Origin of the sequence: Micromonospora sp. URMC 106 (genome assembly GCF_051386395.1) — a bacterium.
Lineage (GTDB): Bacteria > Actinomycetota > Actinomycetes > Mycobacteriales > Micromonosporaceae > Micromonospora.
This window is the reverse complement of record NZ_JBPQTP010000057.1, coordinates 26,875-42,377: the sequence shown is the minus strand read 5'-3', so window position 1 is coordinate 42,377 and position 15,503 is coordinate 26,875. Positions and strand designations below refer to the sequence as shown.

Annotated in this window: 16 protein-coding genes; 9 read left to right on the top strand and 7 right to left on the bottom strand. The window is 72.7% G+C overall.

Annotated elements, in window-relative coordinates:
• Nucleotides 1–115: 115 nt before the first annotated feature.
• Nucleotides 116–1,207: a UDP-N-acetylmuramate dehydrogenase gene (locus ACSNOB_RS18655; protein WP_436687809.1), complete on the bottom strand. Its 1,092-nt coding sequence runs from the start codon at nt 1,205–1,207 to the stop codon at nt 116–118.
• Between the two features lie 70 nt (nt 1,208–1,277).
• Here ACSNOB_RS18655 and ACSNOB_RS18650 point away from each other — a divergent pair, with 70 nt between their 5' ends.
• The 8 genes from ACSNOB_RS18650 (at nt 1,278) to ACSNOB_RS18615 (ending at nt 9,397) form a co-directional block, all read left to right on the top strand.
• Nucleotides 1,278–2,039, top strand: a complete 762-nt coding sequence (locus ACSNOB_RS18650; protein WP_436687808.1) for a maleylpyruvate isomerase family mycothiol-dependent enzyme — start codon at nt 1,278–1,280, stop codon at nt 2,037–2,039.
• Nucleotides 2,040–2,426: 387 nt separating this feature from the next.
• The gene (locus ACSNOB_RS18645) at nt 2,427–3,731 is read left to right on the top strand and encodes an ABC transporter substrate-binding protein (RefSeq protein WP_436687807.1); all 1,305 of its coding nucleotides are present in this window, start codon (nt 2,427–2,429) and stop codon (nt 3,729–3,731) included.
• A gap of 76 nt (nt 3,732–3,807) precedes the next feature.
• Nucleotides 3,808–4,800, top strand: a complete 993-nt coding sequence (locus tag ACSNOB_RS18640) for a carbohydrate ABC transporter permease (RefSeq protein ID WP_436687806.1) — start codon at nt 3,808–3,810, stop codon at nt 4,798–4,800.
• The gene (locus tag ACSNOB_RS18635; RefSeq protein ID WP_436687805.1) at nt 4,797–5,630 is read left to right on the top strand and encodes a carbohydrate ABC transporter permease; all 834 of its coding nucleotides are present in this window, start codon (nt 4,797–4,799) and stop codon (nt 5,628–5,630) included. Before ACSNOB_RS18640 ends, ACSNOB_RS18635 begins: the two co-directional genes overlap by 4 nt.
• Nucleotides 5,627–7,006 carry a GH1 family beta-glucosidase gene (locus ACSNOB_RS18630; RefSeq protein ID WP_436687804.1) on the top strand — a complete coding sequence of 460 codons (1,380 nt, stop codon included), beginning with the start codon at nt 5,627–5,629 and terminating at the stop codon, nt 7,004–7,006. The genes ACSNOB_RS18635 and ACSNOB_RS18630 overlap by 4 nt, the downstream gene beginning before the upstream one ends.
• 19 nt (nt 7,007–7,025) lie before the next feature.
• A complete protein-coding gene (locus tag ACSNOB_RS18625; protein WP_436687803.1) occupies nt 7,026–8,033 on the top strand; it encodes a LacI family DNA-binding transcriptional regulator in 1,008 nt (335 codons plus the stop codon).
• A 55-nt stretch (nt 8,034–8,088) separates the two neighbouring features.
• Nucleotides 8,089–8,502 (top strand): RidA family protein, encoded by a 414-nt coding sequence (locus ACSNOB_RS18620; protein WP_436687802.1) that lies wholly within the window; start codon nt 8,089–8,091, stop codon nt 8,500–8,502.
• 1 nt (nt 8,503) lies between these two features.
• A complete protein-coding gene (locus ACSNOB_RS18615) occupies nt 8,504–9,397 on the top strand; it encodes a GNAT family N-acetyltransferase (protein WP_436687801.1) in 894 nt (297 codons plus the stop codon).
• An 8-nt stretch (nt 9,398–9,405) separates the two neighbouring features.
• Here ACSNOB_RS18615 and ACSNOB_RS18610 read toward each other — a convergent pair whose 3' ends face one another.
• Both ACSNOB_RS18610 and ACSNOB_RS18605 read right to left on the bottom strand, forming a co-directional pair.
• Nucleotides 9,406–9,921: an O-acetyl-ADP-ribose deacetylase gene (locus ACSNOB_RS18610; RefSeq protein WP_436687800.1), complete on the bottom strand. Its 516-nt coding sequence runs from the start codon at nt 9,919–9,921 to the stop codon at nt 9,406–9,408.
• A 1-nt stretch (nt 9,922) separates the two neighbouring features.
• The gene (locus tag ACSNOB_RS18605) at nt 9,923–10,714 is read right to left on the bottom strand and encodes an EI24 domain-containing protein (protein WP_436687799.1); all 792 of its coding nucleotides are present in this window, start codon (nt 10,712–10,714) and stop codon (nt 9,923–9,925) included.
• 63 nt (nt 10,715–10,777) lie between these two features.
• On the opposite strand from ACSNOB_RS18605, the gene ACSNOB_RS18600 reads away from it, so the two are divergent.
• Nucleotides 10,778–11,776, top strand: coding sequence for a helix-turn-helix transcriptional regulator (locus ACSNOB_RS18600; protein WP_436687798.1), 999 nt, complete (start codon nt 10,778–10,780; stop codon nt 11,774–11,776).
• A 39-nt stretch (nt 11,777–11,815) separates the two neighbouring features.
• Here the strand turns inward: ACSNOB_RS18600 and ACSNOB_RS18595 are convergent, their stop codons facing one another.
• The 4 genes from ACSNOB_RS18595 to ACSNOB_RS18580 all read right to left on the bottom strand — a co-directional run bounded on the left by ACSNOB_RS18595 (nt 11,816) and on the right by ACSNOB_RS18580 (nt 15,305).
• Complete coding sequence (locus tag ACSNOB_RS18595) at nt 11,816–12,694, bottom strand: RNA polymerase sigma-70 factor (RefSeq protein WP_436687797.1); 879 nt, start codon at nt 12,692–12,694, stop codon at nt 11,816–11,818.
• 125 nt (nt 12,695–12,819) lie between these two features.
• Nucleotides 12,820–13,710: an NAD-dependent epimerase/dehydratase family protein gene (locus ACSNOB_RS18590; RefSeq protein WP_436687796.1), complete on the bottom strand. Its 891-nt coding sequence runs from the start codon at nt 13,708–13,710 to the stop codon at nt 12,820–12,822.
• Complete coding sequence (locus tag ACSNOB_RS18585; RefSeq protein ID WP_436687795.1) at nt 13,707–14,084, bottom strand: hypothetical protein; 378 nt, start codon at nt 14,082–14,084, stop codon at nt 13,707–13,709. Before ACSNOB_RS18585 ends, ACSNOB_RS18590 begins: the two co-directional genes overlap by 4 nt.
• Before the next feature lie 36 nt (nt 14,085–14,120).
• A complete protein-coding gene (locus ACSNOB_RS18580; RefSeq protein ID WP_436687794.1) occupies nt 14,121–15,305 on the bottom strand; it encodes an NAD(P)/FAD-dependent oxidoreductase in 1,185 nt (394 codons plus the stop codon).
• Nucleotides 15,306–15,503 lie beyond the last annotated feature (198 nt).

The following is a 15,503-nucleotide window of genomic DNA, read 5'->3' as shown; positions in this document are numbered from 1 at the left end:
ATCTTGCACTTTCAGCCCTCGAATCGCACTGTTCGCCCGTTTCGCCGGGGCAACAAGTGCAAGATCGCGGGGGCGGGGAGGACAGGGAGGACGGTGAGGGCCAGGGGCGCGGGGGTCAGATGACGCAGTTGACGAGGACCGGCTCCGGGTGGAGGGTGACGCCGAAGCGGTCGTGGACGCCGTCGCGGATCTCCCGGGCCAGCTCGACCAGGGCGGTGGTGCTGGCGGTGCCGCTGCGGTTGGTCAGGGCGAGGGTGTGCTTGCTGGAGATGGCGGTGCCCTCCGGTCCCGGGTGGCCCTTGCCGAAGCCGGCCTTGTCGATCAGCCAGGCCGCGCTGACCTTGACCATGTCCCCGGGGCACGGCCAGGACGGCGGCTCGCCCAGCTCGGCGGCGCGTTCGCGCAGCAGCTCGTGGGCAGCGTGGTCCAGGACCGGGTTGGTGAAGAACGAGCCGACCGACCGGGTGTCGGGGTCGGCCGCGTCGAGCACCATGCCCTTGCCGGCGCGCAGCCGCAGCACGGTGGCCCGGGCGTCGGCCAGCGGCACCCGGTCGCCCACCTCGACCCCGAGCGCCCGGGCCAGCTCCGCGTAGCGCACCGGGCCGGAGAGCGGCGAGCGGGCCAGCCGGAAGTCGACCGAGAGCACCACCCAGCGGTCGCTGTACTTGAAGATGCTGGACCGGTACGCGAAGCCGCAGTCGGCGGCGGCGATCCGGCCGACCGTCCCGTCGACCCGGTCGTGGACCTGCACGCCGGTGATGGTCTCGGCGACCTCCTGCCCGTACGCGCCGACGTTCTGGATCGGGGTGGCGCCGGTCGAGCCGGGGATGCCGGAGAGGCACTCCAGGCCGGACCAGCCGTTGGCCACGGTGGTGGCGACGAGGTCGTCCCAGGGCTCGCCGGCCTCGACGCGTACGGTGACCGTCTCGGCGTCCTCGGCGACCACCCGCAGCCCCCGCGAGCGGACCAGGACCACGGTGCCCGGGAAGCCGGCGTCGCCGATCACGACGTTGCTGCCGCCGGCGAGGACCAGGACCGGCTCGTCCCGGTCGCCCGCCGCCCGCACCGCCCGGACGATCTCGTCGGCGTCGGTGCCGGTGACGACGCGTCCGGCCGGGCCGCCCAGGCGCAATGTGGTGTATGGCGCCAGTTCGCACGTATCGGCGGGTTCGGCTCCGGTTGTCGGCTGGGCGTAGACGTCAGACACGCCTTTCACCCTAGGCTGAGGGGTAGCCGCGGCGCCCACTGGTGGCCCGGTCACCCCCGGGAGGATGGCGATGAGCAGACTGCACGGCACGAAGGACTTCTGGATCGGCGCGCTCCGGGCCGAGGGCCCGGCGTTCGCCGCGGCGGCGGCCGAGGCCCCACCCGAGACACCGGTGCTGTCCTGTCCCGGCTGGACCGTCGCCGACCTGACCCTGCACCTGACCTCCATCTACCGCTGGGTGCACTCGTTCGCCGGCTCCGGCGCGACCACCCCGTCGCCGGGGAGGTCCAAGCCGGTCGAGCCGGAGCCCGGCGTCGCCCCGCTCCAGCTCTGGCAGCAGGCGTACGACCAGCTGATGACCCTCTTCGACGCCCTCGACCCGGAGGCGCCGGCCTGGAACTGGGCGCCGCAGCCGAAGAGGGCGGGCTTCTGGCCGCGCCGGATGGCGCACGAGACCGCGGTGCACCGCTGGGACGCCCAGCTCGCGATCGCCGCCGGCGAGCCGGTCGAGGCGAAGCTCGCCGCCGACGGGGTGGGCGAGGTGCTGGACACCTGGTTGCCGGCCGGCCGGCGCCGCACCGCCGGCCAGTGGCACGGGGTGGTGCAGCTCTCCGCGGTCGACGCCGCCCAGCAGTGGTTCCTGCGGCTGCGCGGCGAGGGGGTGGCCCTGCTCGACACCGCGACCATCCTCGACCACGACGACCACCACGCCCGGGTGCAGGTCAGCGGCACGGCGAGCGACCTGCTGCTCGCGCTCTGGGGCCGGGTCAGCTTCGACACGCTCGACGTGGCCGGCGACCGCGGCCTGCTCGAGGGCCTCCGCGTCGGCTGACCTCCGCGCGGAGCCGGGCCCCGAGGGCTTCGCGTAGTCCCCCGCCGCACGCACCGACACCACCGCAGCACCGTCACCACCGCAACGGCGACGACAACCGCAGCGCCCGACGACAGTGGCCGTCCCCGACCGGGGGCGGCCACCGTCTTCGCGGCACCCGCCCCCTCGCGGCACCCGGCCGCGTCGCGGCGTTCGGACCACCCGGCCCCTACGCGGGATTCCGCCCCTTGCGTCGCCCGCCCGGTCGCGGCGGCCGGCCCGCTTCGGCAGAGAGCGCTCTCTTGACACCGGCCCCGCCAGCCACCACCCTGACGTGAGAGCGCTCTCTCAGCTCTGGTTCCACCACCTTCCTCACCACCTCAGACGACCTGAGAGGGGTCCGAAAGAATGGGTGTCTTCCCGCGCCGCCGCCTGGCGGCGGTGGCCCTCGTCGCCGCCACCGCGCTGTTCGCCACCGCCGGCTGCGCCGGCGGCGACGAACCCGCCGACAACGGCCAGATCACGCTGACGGTCGACGTGTTCAGCCAGTTCGGCTACGAAGAGCTCTACAAGGAATACATGGCCAGCCACCCCAACGTGAAGATTGTCGAGCGGGGCACGGGCACCAACCTCGACGACTACTCGCCCAAGCTGACCCAGTGGCTCGCCGCGGGCAAGGGCGCGGGCGACGTGGTCGCCATCGAAGAGGGGCTGATGGTCGAGTACAAGGCCAACCCCGACAACTTCGTCAACCTGCTCGACCACGGCGGGGCCGAACTCCAGGGCAACTTCCTGGAGTGGAAGTGGAAGGGCGGGATGACCCAGGACGGCAAGCTGATCGGCCTGGGCACGGACGTCGGCGGCATGGCGATGTGCTACCGCAAGGACCTGTTCGCCAAGGCCGGCCTGCCCACCGACCGCGACGCGGTGTCGAAGCTCTGGCCGACCTGGCAGGACTACATCAAGGTCGGCGAGCAGTTCAAGGCGAAGAACACCGGCGCCGCGTTCCTGGACGCCGCGACCAACATCTTCAACACCATCGTCCTGCAGACGGCGGGCAACGCGCAGGGCTACCACTACTACGACACCAGCGACAACCTCGTGGTGGACAGCAACCCGGCGGTCCGGCAGGCGTGGGACACCACGATGGACATCATCGACTCCGGCCTCTCCGGCAAGTACGGCTCCTGGTCCGAGGAGTGGGTCTCGGCCTTCAAGCAGGCCAAGTTCGCCACCATCGCCTGCCCGGCCTGGATGACCGGCGTCATCGAGGGCAACGCCGGCGCCGAGGCCAAGGGCAAGTGGGACATCGCCCGGGTGCCCGGCAACGGCGGCAACTGGGGCGGATCGTGGCTCGCCGTGCCCAAGCAGAGCAAGCACCGGGCCGAGGCGATCGAGCTGGCGAAGTTCCTGACCAGCGCCAAGGGCCAGATCGGGGCGTTCAAGGCCAAGGGCCCGCTGCCCTCCTCCCCGCAGGCGCTGAACGACCCGGCGATCGTCGACGCCAAGAACGCGTACTTCTCCGACGCCCCGGTGGGGCAGATCTTCGGCGAGGGCGCCAAGACCCTGAAGCCGGTCTACATGGGGCCGAAGAACCAGGCCGTCCGCACCGAGGTGGAGAACGCCGTCCGCACGGTGGAACTGGGTCAGCGCAACCCGGAACAGGGCTGGACGGACGCGGTGAACAACGCCAAGAAGGCCGCCGCCAAGTAGCCCGAACCGGGAGTGCGGGCGGGTGGGCGCCGAGGGCGCCGATCCCGCCCGCACCGTGGAAAGGAGTGGTCCGGGCATGACCGTCCAGCTCGACGCGCGCCCGCCGGTCGCACCGGCACCCCGCGCCGGCCGGCGTACGCGGGCGATGCGGCTCAGCCGCCTCGACACGCAGTTCTCGCCCTACCTGTTCATCGCCCCGTTCTTCGTGCTCTTCGCGGTGTTCGGGGTGTACCCGCTGGTCTACACGTTCTGGGTCTCGCTGCACGACTGGGACCTGCTCGGCAGCGACCACCCGTTCGTCGGCCTCGACAACTACAGCCGGCTGCTGGCGGACACCGACTTCTGGCACGCGGTCGTCAACACCCTCGGCATCTTCGTCATCTCCACCGTTCCGCAGCTGCTGGCCGCCCTCTGGCTGGCCAACCTGCTCAACCGGCAGCTGCGGGCGCGGACCACGTTCCGGATGGCGGTGCTGATCCCGAACATCACCTCGACCGCCGCCGTCGCGATCGTCTTCGGGGTGCTCTTCAGCCGCGACTTCGGCATGGTCAACTGGCTGCTCGACCTGGTCGGGATCGACGCGATCGAGTGGAAGTCGAACCGGTTCGCGTCCTGGGTGGCCATCTCCGCCATGGTGGACTGGCGGTGGACGGGCTACAACGCCCTGATCTTCCTGGCCGCGATGCAGGCCATTCCGCGCGACCTCTACGAGTCGGCCGCCATCGACGGCGCCGGCCGGGCCCGGCAGTTCTGGTCGATCACGGTGCCGCTGCTCAAGCCGACGATCATCTTCACCGTCATCATCTCCACCATCGGCGGGCTCCAGCTCTTCACCGAGCCCCGGCTCTTCCACTCCGGCACCAACCCGATCCGCGGCGGACCGCTGCGGGAGTCGCAGACCGTGACCATGTACATGTTCGAGAACGCCTTCGCCCCCCACTACAACTTCGGGTACGGCTCGGCCGTGGCGTGGCTGCTCTTCGCGCTGATCGCGGTCGTCGCGGCGATCAACGTGCTGCTCCTGCGCCGGCTCGGCGGGGGCGCGAGGCCGAAGGAAGGACCCCGATGACCCGCCTCTGGGCCGCCAGCCGGCTCACCTACGCCGCGCTGATCGCCGCCGGGATCCTGTCGGTCTTCCCGATCTACTGGATGTTCGTGGTGGCGAGCCGCTCCAACGACGCGATGGGCCAACTGCCACCCCCGGTCACCCCCGGCGGCAACCTCGGCGCGAACGTCTCCCGGCTGCTCGGCAACACCGACGCGTACTTCGTCGCCGGCCTGGTCAACTCGGCGATCGTGGCGACCACGGTCACCGTCTCGGTGGTCTTCTTCTCCACCCTGGCCGGCTTCGCCTTCGCCAAGCTGCGGTTCCGGGGACGCAACGCGCTGCTCATGGTGATCATCGCGACGATGATGGTGCCGACGCAGCTCGGCGTCATCCCGCTCTACATGCTGATGACCAAGCTGAACTGGAACGACCGGCTGCCGGCGGTGATCGTGCCGGCCCTGGTCACCGGCTTCGGGGTGTTCATGATGCGGCAGTACGCCGGCCAGGCCGTCAGCAACGAGCTGATCGAGGCGGCCCGGATGGACGGCTGCGGCACGGCGCGGATCTACTGGAACGTGGTGCTGCCGGCGCTGCGCCCCGCCGCCGCCGTGCTCGGGCTGCTCACCTTCATGACGACCTGGAACGACTTCCTCTGGCCGTACGCTGTCCTCAACGATCCGGAGAACCCGACCGTGCAGCTGGCGTTGCGCACCCTCTCCGACGGGTACTACACCGACATGTCCCAGGTGTTCACGGGGACGGCCATCGCCACCCTTCCGCTGCTCCTGGTCTTCGTCCTGTTCGGCCGCCAGATCATCGGCGGCATCATGGAAGGTGCGGTCAAGGCGTGAGCACTCTGCGATTCCCCGAGAACTTCGTCTGGGGCGCGGCCACCGCGGCGTACCAGATCGAGGGCGCGGCCACCGACGACGGTCGCGGCCCGTCGATCTGGGACACCTTCAGCCGTACGCCGGGCAAGGTCCACCACGGGCACACCGGCGACGTCGCCTGCGACCACTACCACCGGTACGCCGACGACGTGGCGCTGATGGCGGAGCTGGGGCTGAAGGCGTACCGCTTCTCGGTCGCCTGGCCGCGGATCCAGCCGGACGGCACCGGCCCGGTCAACCCGCGCGGCCTGGACTTCTACGACCGGCTCACCGACGCGCTGCTGGACCGGGGCATCGACCCGATCGTCACGCTCTACCACTGGGACCTGCCGCAGACCCTCCAGGACCGGGGCGGCTGGACCAACCGGGAGACCGCCGAGCACTTCGCCACGTACGCCACGGCGGTGCACACCCGGCTCGGCGACCGGGTCGGCACGTGGACCACGCTCAACGAGCCGTGGTGCTCGGCGTACCTGGGCTACGGCAACGGGGTGCACGCCCCCGGCGAGCGGGACCCGGGCGCGGCCTTCACCGCCGTACACCACCTGCTGCTCGGGCACGGCCTGGCGGCCCGCGCGCTGCGCGCGGCCGGCGCGGAGACCGTCGGGATCACCGTCAACCCGGCCGACGTGCGCCCCGCCGACCCGGACAGCGCCGCGGACGCGGCGGCGGTCCGCCTGGTCGACGGCCTGCACAACCGGATCTTCCTCGACCCGCTGCTGCGGGCGGCCTACCCGGAGGACGTGCTGGAGCACGTGGCCCGGACCGTCGAGCCGACGTTCGTCCGGGACGGCGACGAGAAGCTGATCGCCGCCCCGATCGACCTGCTCGGGATCAACTACTACGCGCCCACCTACGTCGCCGGCCGGCCGGGCGGCGCGGGCGGCAGCGCGTACCCGGGCACCGAGGGCGCGGTGGAGTTCCTCCCGCCCGTGGGGCCGCTGACCGACATGGGCTGGATGATCGAGCCGGCCGGGCTGACCCGGCTGCTGGAGCGGATCGCGACGGACTACCCCGGCGTGCCGCTGATGGTCACCGAGAACGGCGCGGCGTTCCCCGACAAGGCCGGCCCCGACGCCCCCGACGGCGCCGGGCAGGTGGTGGACGCCGACCGGATCGCCTATCTCGACGGGCACCTGCGCGCCGCGCACGAGGCGATCTCCCGGGGAGTGGACCTGCGGGGCTATCTCGTATGGTCGTTGTTGGACAACTTCGAGTGGGCCGAGGGTTACCGCCGACGGTTCGGGATCATCCACGTCGACTACCTGACCCAGCGACGCACACCGAAGTCCAGCGCCCGGTGGTACCAGGAGGTGATCTCCCGGAACGGGCTGTGACGAGGCGGTGGTAACGGGGATGACGACGGCGCAACGGCCGACACTGGAGGCGGTGGCCCGGCGGGCGGGGGTCTCGCGGGCCACCGTGTCCCGGGTGGTGAACGGCTCCACGACCGTCGCCGAGCCAATCCAGGAGGCGGTCCGCCGGGCGGTGGCCGAGCTGGGGTACGTGCCGAACCTGGCCGCCCGCAGCCTGGTCACCCAGCGGACCGACTCGATCGCCCTGGTGCTCCCGGAGGCCGCGACCCGGGTCTTCTCCGACGACCAGGTGTTCCCGGGCATCATCCGGGGCGCGGCCCAGGAGTTGGAGGCGGCCGACAAGCAGCTCGTGCTGATGCTGGCCGGCTCGCCGGCCGGGCACGACCGGGTGGAGCGCTACACCACCGGGCGGCACGTGGACGGGGTGCTCTTCGCCTCGCTGCACGGCGAGGACCCGCTGCCCGGCCGGCTGGCCCGGCTGGGCATCCCGGTGGTGTGCAGCGGTCGCCCGCTCGACGGCGGCGACGTGCCCTACGTCGACGTCGACCACGTCGGCGGGGTGGCCGGGGCGGTCCGGCACCTGATCACGGGCGGTCGCCGGCGGATCGCCACCATCGCCGGCCCGCAGGACATGGTGGCCGGCATCGAGCGGCTCACGGGCTACCGCGACACGGTCGCCGAGGCCGGGCTGCCGGAGCTGGTGGCGACCGGGGACTTCACCCGCGAGTCCGGGGCGACGGCGATGCGGCAGCTCCTGGCGGCGCACCCCGACCTGGACGCGGTCTTCGCCGCATCCGACCTGATGGCGCACGCCGCCCTGCGGACGCTCCGCGAGGCGGGGCGGCGGGTGCCGGACGACGTGGCGGTGATCGGCTTCGACGACATCGAGACGGCCGCGTACATGGAGCCGCCGCTGACCACCGTCCGCCAGCCGATCGTGGAGCTCGGCCGGCAGATGACCCGGCTGCTGCTGCGGCTGGCCGCCGGCGAGGCGATCGAGCGGGCCGTCGTGCTCCCCACCGAGCTGGTGGTCCGCGAGTCGGCCTGACCGGCCGGCGAATATCCGGTCGAGCCGCACGGGGTCCGGCGGTAGCGTCGCCGCCGTGACCCCACCGACCCGGCTGGTCCGCGTGCCCGCCCTCTCCGACGTCGCCGAGTACGCGTACGCGGCCACGGTCGAGCCGCCGGCCCGGCTCGTCCTCACCGCCGGCTCCTGCCCGCTCGACGCGGAGGGGCGGACCGTCGCGCCGGGCGACCCGGTCGGCCAGGCCCGGCAGGTGATGGCAAACCTGGAGACCGCCCTCGCGGCGGCCGGCGCCCGGCTCACCGACGTCGTCAAGACCACCGTCTACGTGGCGTCGCCCCGCCAGGCCGACCTGGTGGCCGTCTGGGAGGTCGTCCGGGACGCGTTCGGCGACCACGAGCCGCCCAGCACCCTGCTCGGGGTGGCCGTGCTGGGCTACTCCGACCAACTCGTCGAGGTCGAGGCCGTGGCCGCCGTACGCGAGGAGGGCTGACGTGCGGATCCGGACCGCCCGCCCCGACGACGCGCCCGCCGTGGTGGCGCTGCGCGCGCTCGTGCACCCCTACCTGGTGCGCGGCGTCGAGTCGACCCGGCGCATGATCGCCCAGCCTCCGCCGGGCGAGGACTGGACCGCGTACGTCGCCGAGGTGGACGACACGGTGGTCGGCTGGGCGTCGGCGTACCGCAACGACCGGACCTCGCAGGCGGACGTCGGGGAGGTCTCCACCCTGCACGTGCATCCGGAGCACCGGGGTCGGGGCGCCGGCACCGCGCTGCTGACCGCCGCGCTGGGGCACCTGCGGGACGTCGGGGCGCGCCGGGTGCGCACCTGGGCGCTGCCGGAGTCGCTGCCGTTCGCCCGCCGGCACGGCTTCACGCCGAGCCGGGAGCTGCGCTACTCGGCGCTGGACCTGCGGCCGGCCCCGCCGATGCCGCAACCGCCGCCCGGCGTACGGCTGCTCCCGCTGACCGACGTCGACCCGCGCCGGATGCATCTGGCCAACCTGGCGGCGTCCGACGAGCCGGAGGACGTGCCGGGCGACTCGATCAGCTACGAGAACTGGCGCTACGAGGTCTGGGACAACCTGGGCCTGGACCGCGCGGCCAGCACCGCGGCCGAGATCGGCGACGAGATCGTCGCGTTCAGCCTCGTCAAGCGCGACGGCGACCGGATGTGGTCGGACTACACCGGCACGGTGCCGGCGTACCGGGGGCGTGGGCTGGCCCGCCTGGTCAAGACGGCGGCGCTGCACCGCGCCGCCGCCGGCGGGGTGCGCGTCGCCTACACCTCGAACGACGAGGCGAACGCGCCGATGCTGGCGGTCAACGTCCGGCTCGGCTACCGGCCGGTCGGCTCGAGCTGGTCCTGCCTGCGCGAGCTCGCCTGACGGTCCGGTCAGCCGGCGGCGTGCACCCGCCGCGCGACCGCCAGGGTCCCGGCGTCGAAGAGGACCAGCCGGGCCTCGGTGACGTGCGCCGGGGAGGCCGGCCGGAGCACCGACAGGGCCTGCCGGACGGCGTCCTCGACCGGCCAGCCGTAGGCGCCGGCCGAGACCAGCGGGAACGCCACGGTGGCCGCGCCCAGTTCGTCGGCGATCCGCAGGCTGTTCGCGTAGCAGTCGCGCAGCAGCGCCGAGCGGTCCTCGGTGGCCGACCAGACCGGCCCGACCGTGTGCACCACCCAGCGGGCCGGCAGGTTCCCGGCGGTGGTGGCCACCGCCTGGCCGGTCGGCAGGCCGCGGCCGTACCGGGAGGCGCGCAGCGCGCGGCACTCGTCGAGGATGGCCGGGCCGCCCCGCCGGTGGATCGCGCCGTCCACTCCCCCGCCGCCGAGCAGCGAGGAGTTGGCGGCGTTGACGACCACGTCCACCCGTTGGGTCGTGATGTCCCCCTCGACCAGGGTGACGTCCATGTCAGCCCTCCACGGTCGACTGGCCGAGCGACCGGCGGGCCAGCAGGGTCGCCCCGGCGACGGCGGCCGGCATGACCAGCACCGCGCCGAGCGGGATCAGGAAGCAGACGAAGACCGCCACCCCGAAGCCGAGCGTGGTGGGCCGGTCCGCCTTGAGTATCGACCGCCGGTCCGGCAGCCGCATCCCGCGCCGGTAGAAGGGGGCGCCGACCAGCTCCACGGCGAGCAGCCAGCCGCCGACCGCCGCGCCGATCACCGGCACCACGGTCTGGCCGACCACCGGGATGAAGCCGGCGGCGAAGAGCGGGATGCCGAAGAGCACCGACAGCCCCACCAGGCGTACCGAGTCGGCGAGGCTGCGCCGCAGCGACGACCAGAACGGCACGTCGACCGCGCCGGGCGTGCCGCCGAGGCGCTCCTCGACCCGTTCGGAGATCTTCTCGTAGAACGGGTCGCCGATGACCAGGGTCACCGCGGTGAAGCTGACCACGGCGAGCAGGCCGCCGAGCCCGAGGCAGGCCAGCCCGGCGACCACCCGGACCAGGCTGCGCCAGGTGGTCGACCAGTCGTCGGCGAACGGCGTGACCAGCGCGGCCAGGTCGTCCACGAAGTACGCCAGGGTGGCGATCGCGGCCACGAAGAGCGCGCCCGAGATCAACGCCGGGATGACGCCGAGCAGCATCAGGCCGGGGCTGCGGACGTAGAGGCCGAGGCCGCGCAGGAGCAGGCCCACGCCGGTGAGGAACCGGCCGACGGCACCGGTCACGGGCGCGGCGATACGGGGTGCGGTCACGACCGCAGAGCCTAGTGGTCGCGCCCCGCCGGGGGCCGCACGACGCCGGGGCAGGATGGACGGGTGCGGGCGGCCCGGTTGATCTCGTTGGTGTTGCTGCTCCAGTCGCGGGGGACGATGACCGCGGCGGAGCTGGCGCGGGAGCTGGAGGTCTCCGAGCGGACCGTGTACCGGGACGTCGTGGCGCTCTCCGCCGCCGGGGTGCCGGTCTACGCCGACCGGGGGCGCGCCGGTGGCTACCGGCTGGTCGGCGGCTACCGGACGCGGTTGACCGGGCTGACCCGGGACGAGGCGGAGGCGCTCTTCCTGGCCGGGCTGCGCGGACCGGCCGGCGACATGGGGCTCGCCGACGCGGTGGCCTCGGCCGAGCTGAAGGTGCTGGCCGCGTTGCCGCCCGCGCTGCGCGACGCGCCGGCCCGCACCGGGCAGCGGTTCCACCTGGACGTGCCGGGCTGGTTCCGGGAGGTGGGGCCGCCGCCGTGGCTGACCGAGCTGGCCGGGGCGGTCTGGCGGGACCGGGTGGTCGAGCTGCGCTACCGGCGCGGCGACCGCGAGGTGACCCGCACCGTGCGGCCGTACGGGCTCGTGCTCAAGAGCGGCGTCTGGTATCTGGTCGGCCGGGTCGGCGACGACGTGCGCACGTACCGGGTGGACCGGGTGACCGGGGTCGCGGTGGGCGCGGAGACGTTCGACCGGGACGAGGGCTTCGACCTGGCCGGATACTGGCGGGCGCAGGCCGAGGCGTTCCTGCGGGACATGCTCCGGGCCCGGGTGACGCTCCGCCTGAGCCCCGCCGGCCTGCGCCAGCTCCGGCACCTGGCGGACGCCCCCTTCGTGTACGACGAGGCGGTCGCCGCCGCCGACGGGCCCGACGGGCAGGGCTGGGTGGTCACCCGGCTGCCCGTCGAGTCCGTCGACGTGGCGTACCACCAGCTGCTCGGGCTCGGCCCCGAGGTGGAGGTGCTCGATCCGCCCGAGCTGCGGGCGCGGCTGGCCGAGGCGGCCGAGCGGATGGCCCGCCGCTACGCCGGGCGGACCCCGAGCCGGGTGTCTGAGGAGTGACTGCCGCTGGCACCCGGAGGACGTCGGGACAGGCCATCGTCAGAGGTCGGGACGCAGGCCGTTGAGCTTGTCGGGGTTGAGCTGCATCCGCAGGTTGTGCAGCCGGCCGTCGGTCATGTCGAAGGTCAGGGCACCGACGGGCGTGCCGTGGATGGTGAACAGCACGCCGAGTTCGCCGTTGATGGTGGCGGGTTCCAGGGTGACGCCGGCCGATTGGGGTTTGGCCAGCACGCCGAGCATCCAGCGGGCGACATGGTCGGGTCCGTGCAGGGGACGCAGGGCGGCGGTGACCTTGCCTCCGCCGTCGCTCCACGCGGTCACGTGCGGGGCGAGCAGTTCCATGACCGCGTTCAGGTCGCCGCCCGAGCAGGCAGCGATGAACCGCTCGGTGACCTTCTCGCGTTGGGCCTGGTCGGTGTCGAAGCGGGGGCGGCGGGCCTGGACGTGTTCGCGGGCGCGGTGGGCGATCTGGCGGACGGTCGGCTCCGGCCGGTCGAGAGTGTCGGCGATCTCGGCATGGGAGTAGCCGAAGACCTCGCGGAGCAGGAACACCGCGCGTTCGACGGGGTTGAGGGTCTCCAGCACCACCAGCATCGCGGTGGAGACGGTCTCGGCCATTTCGGTCTCCATCGCGGCATCGGGGGAGGTGAGCAGCGGCTCGGGCAACCACGGGCCGACGTAGGTCTCCCGGGTCGACCGGGCGGAGGCGAGCCGGTTCAACGACAGGTTGGTGACCGTCCGCACCAGATAGGCCCTGGGGTGTCGGATGGCGGCACGGTCCGCCGCGTTCCAGGTCAGCCAGGCGTCCTGGAGGACGTCCTCGGCGTCGGCGACGCTGCCCAGCATGTGGTAGGCGGTGGCGAACAGCAGCCGCCGGTGTTCGAGGTAGGGGTCCGGTTCGGACGTCGCGTCGATCATCAGCTCATACTTTCGGTGTCGGGCGGGGGGCCGGGGCGGCCACGTTGCCCGTCGCCGACAGGTCGGATGGCTCGGTTGTCGCCCCGCCGCCTGTGGCTCAGGGACGTGTCCAGGAACCCGGCTCGTCAGGCGGTCGTGGCGGCGATGCCGTCGCGGTAGGTGGGGTAGCGGGGCGTCCAGCCGAGTTCGCTCTTCGCTCTGGCGTTGGAGACGCGGCAGGTGGCGGTGAAGATGGCGTGCAGGTAGGGCGTGGCCTTGAGCAGCCATGCCGGGACGGTTCTGGGGGCCGGGGCGCCGTGTGCCTCGGCGACCGCGCGGTAGTAGTCACGCCAGCCGGCGGGCAGGTCGTCGACGATGTTGTAGGCCTGGCCGGGGCGACCGCGTTCCAGCGCGGCCAGGGTCGCGGTGGCGGCGTCCTCGACGTGGATCCGGGAGATGACGCCGCCCTTGGGAACGGGCAGCCTACCCTGCCGGATCAGGTCGACGGTGGGGTCGTCGGCGGCGCCGTAGAAGATGCCGTAGCGCAGGGCGATGCCGCCGATGGCGAAGGTCTGCTCCTCGTTGGAGCGCATGGCCCGGAGGTGAGCGGTGAACCCCCCGCGGCCGTCGCGGCCGAACGGCGCGGCTTCGGTGACGGGCTGGTCGCCGAGGTCGCCGTAGCCGTACCCGAAGATCATGGACTGGGTGAGGAACCGCGTGGCGCCCACCTCCCGCGCCAGGGCGATCAGGTTGGCGGTGCCCTCGACGCGCAGCCGGTTGGTCAACGTCATGTCCCGGTGCCGCATCGGCGGCTTCTTCAGTGCCGTCAACTGATGGATGACCGCGTCGGCTCGTGTCCCGCGGGCCGCCCGCAGCAGGCCGTCACGCTCCAGCGCGTCGGCCGTCAGCGGTCGCACCCCCTCGGGCAGGCCGTTGCGGGTCCGGCTGAGCCCGATGACATCGTGCCCGGCGGCGAGCAGGGCGCGGGCGACGGGTGCTCCGACGGCGCCGGTGGCGCCGGCCAGGATGATCCTCACTGGGTCCTCCTCGTGCGGATGCGGGCGACGACGGCGATCAGGGCGACGAGGGTGAACAGCCCGAGGCCGGGTACGTCGTGGCGGTGACCGCCGATGTGCCGGTCCAGGTGGTGGGACAGGGTGTGCAGGCCGCTGGCGACGGCGAACCCGGCCAGCACCACCAGTGTCGCGTCATTCCAGACCAGGGTGAACAGCAGCGTCATGCCGATGCCGATCTGAAAGGCCCCGGCGTCGTGGGTGAGGTGCTCGTTGTAGGGGTGGTAGTCGACGAAGTCGATGAACGATTCGGGGGCGAAGTACGCCCAGAAGCCGAAGACCAGCATGCTCGCCGCGCACAGCAGGACGGCCGCGGTCATCAGAGCCTGACGTTTCATGGTGATCCTCACTGGGGCAGGTCGGCACCGTCGTGCTCAGGCAACGGGCCTGCGGGTGGCGCGGCCGCCCTTGTATGGGGTGACATTGACGTTCATGCGCTTGCTGAGCCGGTACGTCATGAGTGGGCTGCCGCTGACGGTCTCCTTGTAGAGCACGGCGGCGCGGCCGGCGAGGTAGACCCGGCGCGGGGTGTCGTCGGCGTGGGCGAACTGGATGACGGCGTCGCGGCGACCGAGGCTGACCGGCTGGTGGTAGTAGCCGAACCGGAACGGGGTGACCCGCTTGCCCCGCAGCAGCCGGGCGATGGTGTCGGCGGTGTACTGGGCGGTGGGCAGACCACTCTGGCAGGTGCCGTGGATCTGTCCCCAGCCCATCCGGATCGCCGCGGCGTCGCCGATGGCGTGGATGTTCGGGTGGGACACCGACCGCAGCGTGGCGTCTACCCGGATCAGCCCACGCCCGTCGACGGCGATTCCCGCCTCACGCGCCAGCGGCGACACCCGCACCCCCGTGGTCCACATGCACGCGTCCGAGGCGACGAACTCGCCGGTCTCCAGCTCGACGCCGTCGGGCAGCACCTCGGTGACCCGCACACCCACCCTGACGGTGATGCCCAGGCGGTCCAGCGCCCGGTGCAGGTAGGCGCGTGCCTTTTCGCCCATCATCGCTCCCGGTTCGTCGAGACTGATCAGCGTGACGCCCAACCCGGGGTGGGCCTCGGCGATCTCGGTAGCCGCCTCGATGCCGGTCAGCCCGCCCCCGCAGACAGTGACGGCGCCGCCGGTCGCGGCGGTCTCCCGCAGCCGGCTGGCGAACCGCGCGGCCCCCTGCGGGCTGTTGAGCGTGAAGGCGTGCTCACCCGCGCCCGGAACCTGGCTGGTGTCGGTCGAGCTGCCGAGCGCGTACACCAGCGTGTCGTACTCCAGCGTCGCCGTACCGCCGTCCACCGTCACGGTGCCACGGCCCGGATCGATGGCGGTGGCCCAGCCCCGCACGAACGTGATCCCGGTCCCGGCGAGCAGATCCGGGATGCGATGGTCGGCCAACTCCTGCCCGGCGGCGATCTGGTGCATCCGCAGCCGTTCGGTGAACCGGTCCGACGGGTTCACCAATGTGATCCGCACGCCCGTGCGGCGCGTCCGGTGGGCCAGGCGGATCGCGGCCAGCATTCCGGTGTAGCCGGCACCGAGGACGACGATGCGGTGGTCGTTGTTCGTCATTCCGTGCTCCTGGGTTCGGGCCACCGGATCGCTCCGTGGTGCCGGTGACGCTGATGAGACAGGCGACCCCACCCGGACGTGACACTCACGGATGTGACGGGCACCACACGGCCCCATCCGCGCTGCGGATGACCCCCGAACCATCGGGAACCGTCACGAGCCTCGCTGAAGGCGCAACGCCCCGAAGGGGAGGCACGG

What these genes read in the sequence shown, in the direction of transcription:
- ACSNOB_RS18650 (WP_436687808.1), top strand. Translation starts at nt 1,278, where the DNA reads ATGAGCAGACTGCACGGCACGAAGGACTTCTGGATCGGCGCGCTCCGG.
- ACSNOB_RS18645 (WP_436687807.1), top strand. Translation starts at nt 2,427, where the DNA reads ATGGGTGTCTTCCCGCGCCGCCGCCTGGCGGCGGTGGCCCTCGTCGCC.
- ACSNOB_RS18640 (WP_436687806.1), top strand. Translation starts at nt 3,808, where the DNA reads ATGACCGTCCAGCTCGACGCGCGCCCGCCGGTCGCACCGGCACCCCGC.
- ACSNOB_RS18635 (WP_436687805.1), top strand. Translation starts at nt 4,797, where the DNA reads ATGACCCGCCTCTGGGCCGCCAGCCGGCTCACCTACGCCGCGCTGATC.
- ACSNOB_RS18625 (WP_436687803.1), top strand. Translation starts at nt 7,026, where the DNA reads ATGACGACGGCGCAACGGCCGACACTGGAGGCGGTGGCCCGGCGGGCG.
- ACSNOB_RS18610 (WP_436687800.1), bottom strand. Translation starts at nt 9,921, where the DNA reads ATGGACGTCACCCTGGTCGAGGGGGACATCACGACCCAACGGGTGGAC.
- ACSNOB_RS18595 (WP_436687797.1), bottom strand. Translation starts at nt 12,694, where the DNA reads ATGATCGACGCGACGTCCGAACCGGACCCCTACCTCGAACACCGGCGG.
- ACSNOB_RS18585 (WP_436687795.1), bottom strand. Translation starts at nt 14,084, where the DNA reads ATGAAACGTCAGGCTCTGATGACCGCGGCCGTCCTGCTGTGCGCGGCG.
- ACSNOB_RS18580 (WP_436687794.1), bottom strand. Translation starts at nt 15,305, where the DNA reads ATGACGAACAACGACCACCGCATCGTCGTCCTCGGTGCCGGCTACACC.